Origin of the sequence: Devosia sp., from assembly GCF_028290645.1 — a bacterium.
Lineage (GTDB): Bacteria > Pseudomonadota > Alphaproteobacteria > Rhizobiales > Devosiaceae > Devosia_A.
This window is the reverse complement of the sequence record NZ_JAQGJL010000014.1, coordinates 1-5639: the sequence shown is the minus strand read 5'-3', so window position 1 is coordinate 5639 and position 5639 is coordinate 1. Positions and strand designations below refer to the sequence as shown.

The window sequence follows — 5639 nt, the reverse complement described above, 5'->3', positions numbered from 1 at the left end:
TAGGACATCCTATCTGGACGGCATGACCGAGTTTTCTCCCCGCGAAATCGTCTCCGAACTCGACCGTTTCATCGTCGGCCAGCACGACGCCAAGCGCGCCGTCGCCGTGGCGTTGAGGAACCGCTGGCGGCGCAAGCGCGTGCCCGCCGACCTGCGCGACGAGGTGACGCCCAAGAACATCCTGATGATCGGGCCGACCGGCGTCGGCAAGACCGAGATTTCCCGCCGCCTTGCCAAGCTCGCCCAGGCGCCGTTCATCAAGGTCGAGGCGACCAAGTTCACCGAGGTCGGCTATGTCGGCCGCGACGTCGAGCAGATCGTCCGCGACCTCGTCGAGGCCGGCATTTCGCTGCTGCGCGACAGGAAGCGCGGCGAAGTGCAGGCGCAGGCCCATCACAATGCCGAGGAGCGGGTGCTCGATGCGCTGGTCGGCTCGTCCGCCACGCCGTCGACGCGCGAAAGCTTCCGCCAGAAACTTCGCACCAACGAGCTCGACGACCGGGACATCGAGATCGAGATGCAGCCCTCGGGCAATCCGGGCGGCTTCGAGATCCCCGGCATGCCGGGCGCCAGCGTGATCAACATCCAGGACATGCTGGGCAAGGCCTTTGGCGGTCGCGGGGTGAAGCGCAAGGTCAAGGTGAGGGACGCGCATGCGCCGCTCCTGGCCGAGGAGGCCGACAAGCTGCTCGACCAGGACCAGCTCAACAAGGAAGCCGTCGACCTCGTCGAAAACCACGGCATCGCCTTCATCGACGAGATCGACAAGATCGTGAACCGCGAAGGCGGCTATGGCGGGGGCGTCTCCCGCGAGGGCGTGCAGCGGGACCTCTTGCCGCTGATCGAAGGCACCACCGTTTCGACCAAGTACGGGCCGGTGAAGACCGACCACATCCTGTTCATCGCCTCGGGCGCCTTCCAGGTTGCAAAGCCGTCGGACCTGTTGCCCGAGCTGCAGGGCCGGCTGCCGATCCGGGTCGAGCTCAAGGCGCTGACCCGCGAGGACCTGATCGGGATCCTGAGCGACACCGACGCGAGCCTCATCAAGCAGTACGTGGCGCTGATGAAGACCGAAGGGCTGACCCTCGATTTCACCCCGGACGCGATCGAGGCGATCGCCGATGCGGCGGTGATGGTCAATTCCAGCGTCGAGAATATCGGGGCGCGCCGGCTTGCCACCATCCTCGAGCGGCTGGTCGAGGACATCTCGTTCGATGCCCCCGACAAATCCGGCGAGACGATCCGGATCGACAAGGCCTATGTCGAGGGCCGCATCGGCGAAATGGCGGCCAACACCGACCTCAGCCGGTTCGTGCTGTAATCCCGGCCGTTACGGCGGCAGGCGCTACTTCAGGCGCCGGGCGATCTCGTTGCTGAAATAGCTCAGGTCCTCCGGCGCCAGCCTGCCGATGTCCCGGGCCAGCCGGTTGGCGAGCTCGGTGGCCTCGGGCGGCATGCCGGCGGTGTCGATACTGACCTTGGGGTCGCTCATTTCGGCGAGGCGCTGCAGCTCCTCGGCGTCGTCCCAGATGACGTTGAAATAGGCGATGATCTTCTGCAGCAGCGCGAAGGTGGGCTTGCCGCGGCGACCGTGCTCGAGGGCGCTGAGATAGGCGCTCGAGACGCGGAGCGCCTTGGCCATCTCCTTGAGGGTCACGCCGCGCTCGTCGCGCATGGCGCGCAGCTTGAGGCCGAGTGGTGTCATCGGTAATCCCGCTCCCGCCGCAGGCGCACGTAGAAGGCGCCGTCACCGCCATGGCCCTGCGCCGCACTGTCCCAGCCGGCGACCAGTGGCGCGAGGTTGGGCTCGGAGAGCCAGACCGGCAGCATGGCCCGCAGCACCCCGCGCTCGACGATCACCGCCGCATCGTCGCCCAGCTTTTTCAGCCCCTTGCCGGTGATGACCAGCAGCGTGCGATCGCCGCGGGCCGAGCGGGCATGGATGAAGCGGCTGAGGGCGGCGTGGGCCTCGACCTGGCGCATGCCATGCAGGTCGATCGTGCCGTCGATCTCCTCCCGGCCGCGCTGCAGGCGCTGCTTGAGGTTGGGTTCGATCCCGGGGCGCGGCCTTTTTCCCGGACGCCCGTCGGATTGATAGGGCGGCATGACAGGCACCAGCCGGCGGTGCCGATTGGGCACCGGGGCGGCCGGGATCGGCAAGGGCTCCGACTCGAGGTCGACGATCTGGCGCGGCGGCCGCAGCGGCGAGACCGTCTGCGATACCTCGAGCCAAAGATGCCAGTCGGGCAGCATGCCCTTCCCGTTAGCCCGGCGCTTGCCCATCGCTGTGCCCCCGCGCGCGATCGGCTATTCGAGCTGGCTGGTGGCGACGAGCTTCCAGTTGGGGTCGCGCGATTTGGGGTTGCGCGCAAAGGTCCATTCGTCGGCGATGTTGGTCACCTGGTCGGCGTTGCCCTCGATCAGCGTGCCGTCCTTGTCGCGGGTGGCGGAGACCACCTCGGCGTGGAAGCGGATGGTGACATTGGCGTTGCGCTTGTCGAGTTCGGCCTCGGAGATCTCGATCCGGGGCAGGCCGACAAAGGTGAAATCGATCTTGTGCCCGGCCGCCTCGCGATCCTTGATGACGCGCTCGAACCCGTCATAGACGTCCTTTTCAAGCAGGTTCTTCAGCGTCTGGCGGTCGCCGGCGGCAAAGGCGGTGACGATCATCTCGTAGGCCGCCTTGGCGCCTTCCATAAAGCTCTTGGGGGTAAAGCCCGGATCGGCGTCGGCGATGGCCTTCAGCCCGGCGGCGACCTTGTCGTCGCCGTGGGCGAACTGGACGATCTCGGCGTCGACCTTGCGGACGTGGCGCTCCTGGTCCTCGCTGCTCTCGACGATCGGACGCGGGCGCATCGGCACTACGGTCTCATCGCCGGCCTTGACCGGCGCCGCCTCGCGCTGGCGCTCGAGCGGCGAACGCTCGCGGCCGGTACGGGTGCCGAGCACCTGGCGCAGACGGAACAGCACGACGATCGCCAGGCCGATGACGATGAGCGTGGGGATATCGAAGAATTCATCCATCTGAAGTGCTACTCGCGCCAAGGGGAAAGGGCGCCCGGCAGCCCACGGGATGGGGAAACCGGGAATGTGCCCTATATATAGGGAAACGCTCAGCCGGAAACCAGTTCACGTTTGGCTGAGGGTCCGGCGGGACCTTTATGACGCAGCGCTTTCGAAAGGGTTAGCCGTTGGGCCGCCTGTTGTTCCTGGTCTTTCTTGTCGTACCGCTGATCGAGATCGCGTTCTTCGTGGTGATCGGCAATGCCATCGGGCTCTGGCCGACGCTGGCGGGGGTGCTGGCGACGGCCATCATCGGTTCGCTGGTGATCCGGCACCAGGGCCTGTCGCTGATCAACGAGATCCGCTCGACGGTGGGGCGCGGGCAATTGCCGGCGCGGGCGCTGGCCGATGCGATGCTGGTCGGCCTCGCCGGCCTGTTGCTGCTGTTGCCGGGCTATTTCACCGACCTCATCGGCATCCTGCTGCTGATCCCGCCGGTACGCAGCGCGATCTATGCCTATCTCAAGTCGAAAGTGACAGTGGTCGCGGCCACTGCCCGCAGTGCTCCCGGCTTCGGGCAGGAGCGTGTGGAGGAAGGCACGATCGATCTCGATTCCGACGAGTGGCGGCCCCGCCGATAGGGGCCGTGCTTGTGGCAGAGGGCCAAAGGTGCTAGCCAGCGCGCCGACCGAAAGCTCGAGGAATTTCGATTATGGCTGAAGAGAACCCGGCAGGGCCCGTACCCGCGAACGCCAGCACGGCGCCCAGCTACAGCCTCGTGGGGCAGTATACCCGCGACCTGAGCTTCGAGAATCCCGGTGCGCCGGGCTCGGTGCTGCTCGGTGGCGCCAATCCCACCTTCAGCGTCGGCATCAATGTCGGGGTGAAGAAGCAGGCCGACGATCTCTACGCCGTCGAGATCAGCCTCAACGCCAAGGCCGAGCGCGACAGCAACGTGCTCTTCAACGTCGAGATGGTCTATGGCGGCGTGTTCCGGGTGAAGAACGTGCCCGAGGCCCAGCTGCCGCAACTGCTGATGGTCGAGTGCCCGCGGATGATCTTCCCGTTCGCCCGCCATGTGCTGGCCACCGTCGTGCAGCTCGGCGGCTTCCCGCCCCTGATGATGGAGCCGGTGGATTTCGCCGCGCTCTATATCCAGAACGTCCGCAATCTCCAGGCGCAGCAGAGCGCCGGTGCCCCTGCTCCGGGTACGCCGACCAACTAGGCTCGGCGTCACGCAGCGGCTACTCGGCCGCTGCCAGTTCCGAATAGCTGTTCCACAAGGCGTCGGCGCCCAGCGTGCCGACGAGCTTCAGGTGCGCCTCGAACTCGCTGTCGGTCAGCCGCCGGGGGAGCGGGCTCGGCCGCTGGCGGGCCGGCGTGAAGCTCACGTTGATCCCCATTTCGATATGCGTCTCGGCATCGAGCGTCAGGGTGACCTGGCGCCCGCCGATGAGCTCGAGATAGACATCGGCGAGGATCTCGCTGTCGAGCAGCGCGCCGTGGAGGGTGCGCTTGGAATTGTCGACGCCATAATGCTTGCAGAGCGCATCGAGGCTGACGCGGGCGCCCGGATGGCGCTCGCGCGCCACCATCACGGTGTCGATCACCTCGTTGGCGAGGGGCCGCCGGCCGAGCTTTTCGAGCTCGAAATTGAGAAAGCCCATGTCGAACGGCGCGTTGTGGATGACCAGCGTCGCATCGCCGATGAACTCGAGGAAATTGTCGGCCTCGGCGGCAAAGCGCGGCTTGTCGCGCAGGAACTCGGTGGAGAGTCCATGGACGCGGAACGCCTCGTCGGGCACGTCGCGCTCGGGGTTTAGGTAGATGTGGAAATGCCGGCCGGTCGGGATGTGGTTGATGAGCTCGACGCAGCCGATCTCGACGACGCGGTCGCCCATCGCGGGCGACAGGCCGGTGGTTTCGGTATCGAGGACGATCTCGCGACTCATGGGCTGGCTTGGGGCTCCGCACGCAGTTTGTCGACCAATTGGGCGACCTCGTGGCGGGTCGCTGCGATCGAGGCCGAGGTGTCGATGATGTAGGTGGCGCGCCTGACCTTTTCAGCCTGCGGCAGCTGGCGGGCAAGGATGGCCTCGAGCTTATCCACCGTCATCCCTGGACGGGCAAGGGCACGGCGGCGCTGCTCGGCCTCGTCGACGACGGTGACGATCACAGCATCGAGTCCCCAGTCGACGCCGTTCTCGAACAATAGCGGGATATCGACCACCGCGATGGGCTCGCCGCGGGCTTCGGCCTCGGCGAGGAAGCGCTTTATCCCCGCCCGCACCAGCGGGTGCACAATGGCCTCCAGTTGTTTCAACCGTGCTGGATGACCCACAAGATGCCGACTGAGCTTTTCCCGATCGATCACCCCTTCCACGGCGACCCCGGGAAAGGCCGCCTCTACCGGCGCTACGGCCGCGCCCCGGTAGAGCTCGTGCACCGCGTCGTCGGAGGAGAAAGTCGGGATACCAAGGTCAGCAAAGGCCTGGAGCACGGTCGACTTGCCGGTGGCGATCGAACCGGTGAGGCCCAGCTTCAACGTCAAAGCGTCGACTCCACCTTGGCGCGGAGGTCGGGCGTCACCTCGGGCCGGATTCCGAACCAGGCCTCGAAACCTGGAACCGCCTGAT

Annotated in this window: 8 protein-coding genes; 3 read left to right on the top strand and 5 right to left on the bottom strand. The window is 66.3% G+C overall.

Annotation, left to right across the window (positions count from 1 at the left end):
- The first annotated feature begins 22 nt into the window (after window positions 1–22).
- Window positions 23–1321 carry an ATP-dependent protease ATPase subunit HslU gene (hslU, locus tag JWQ89_RS00900; protein ID WP_299637612.1) on the top strand — a complete coding sequence of 433 codons (1299 nt, stop codon included), beginning with the start codon at window positions 23–25 and terminating at the stop codon, window positions 1319–1321.
- A gap of 24 nt (window positions 1322–1345) precedes the next feature.
- Here hslU and JWQ89_RS00895 read toward each other — a convergent pair whose 3' ends face one another.
- The 3 genes from JWQ89_RS00895 to JWQ89_RS00885 are packed head-to-tail and all read right to left on the bottom strand — an operon-like array spanning window position 1346 to window position 3024.
- On the bottom strand, window positions 1346–1705 hold the full coding sequence (locus tag JWQ89_RS00895; protein WP_299637610.1) for a helix-turn-helix transcriptional regulator: 360 nt from the start codon (window positions 1703–1705) through the stop codon (window positions 1346–1348).
- On the bottom strand, window positions 1702–2283 hold the full coding sequence (locus tag JWQ89_RS00890) for a Smr/MutS family protein (protein ID WP_299637608.1): 582 nt from the start codon (window positions 2281–2283) through the stop codon (window positions 1702–1704). Before JWQ89_RS00890 ends, JWQ89_RS00895 begins: the two co-directional genes overlap by 4 nt.
- A 24-nt stretch (window positions 2284–2307) precedes the next feature.
- Window positions 2308–3024: a Tim44/TimA family putative adaptor protein gene (locus JWQ89_RS00885; RefSeq protein WP_299637607.1), complete on the bottom strand. Its 717-nt coding sequence runs from the start codon at window positions 3022–3024 to the stop codon at window positions 2308–2310.
- 167 nt (window positions 3025–3191) lie between these two features.
- Between JWQ89_RS00885 and JWQ89_RS00880 the strand changes: the two genes are divergently transcribed.
- Both JWQ89_RS00880 and secB read left to right on the top strand, forming a co-directional pair.
- Entirely contained in the window at window positions 3192–3644 is a 453-nt protein-coding gene (locus tag JWQ89_RS00880; RefSeq protein WP_299637605.1) for an FxsA family protein, read from the top strand.
- Between the two features lie 71 nt (window positions 3645–3715).
- The gene (gene secB, locus JWQ89_RS00875) at window positions 3716–4228 is read left to right on the top strand and encodes a protein-export chaperone SecB (RefSeq protein WP_299637603.1); all 513 of its coding nucleotides are present in this window, start codon (window positions 3716–3718) and stop codon (window positions 4226–4228) included.
- A gap of 19 nt (window positions 4229–4247) precedes the next feature.
- On the opposite strand, the gene dnaQ is transcribed toward secB, so the two are convergent.
- Together dnaQ and coaE are read right to left on the bottom strand one after the other, a co-directional pair.
- The gene (gene dnaQ / locus JWQ89_RS00870; RefSeq protein ID WP_299637601.1) at window positions 4248–4955 is read right to left on the bottom strand and encodes a DNA polymerase III subunit epsilon; all 708 of its coding nucleotides are present in this window, start codon (window positions 4953–4955) and stop codon (window positions 4248–4250) included.
- On the bottom strand, window positions 4952–5554 hold the full coding sequence (gene coaE, locus JWQ89_RS00865; protein ID WP_299637599.1) for a dephospho-CoA kinase: 603 nt from the start codon (window positions 5552–5554) through the stop codon (window positions 4952–4954). Before coaE ends, dnaQ begins: the two co-directional genes overlap by 4 nt.
- Window positions 5555–5639: the final 85 nt, after the last annotated feature.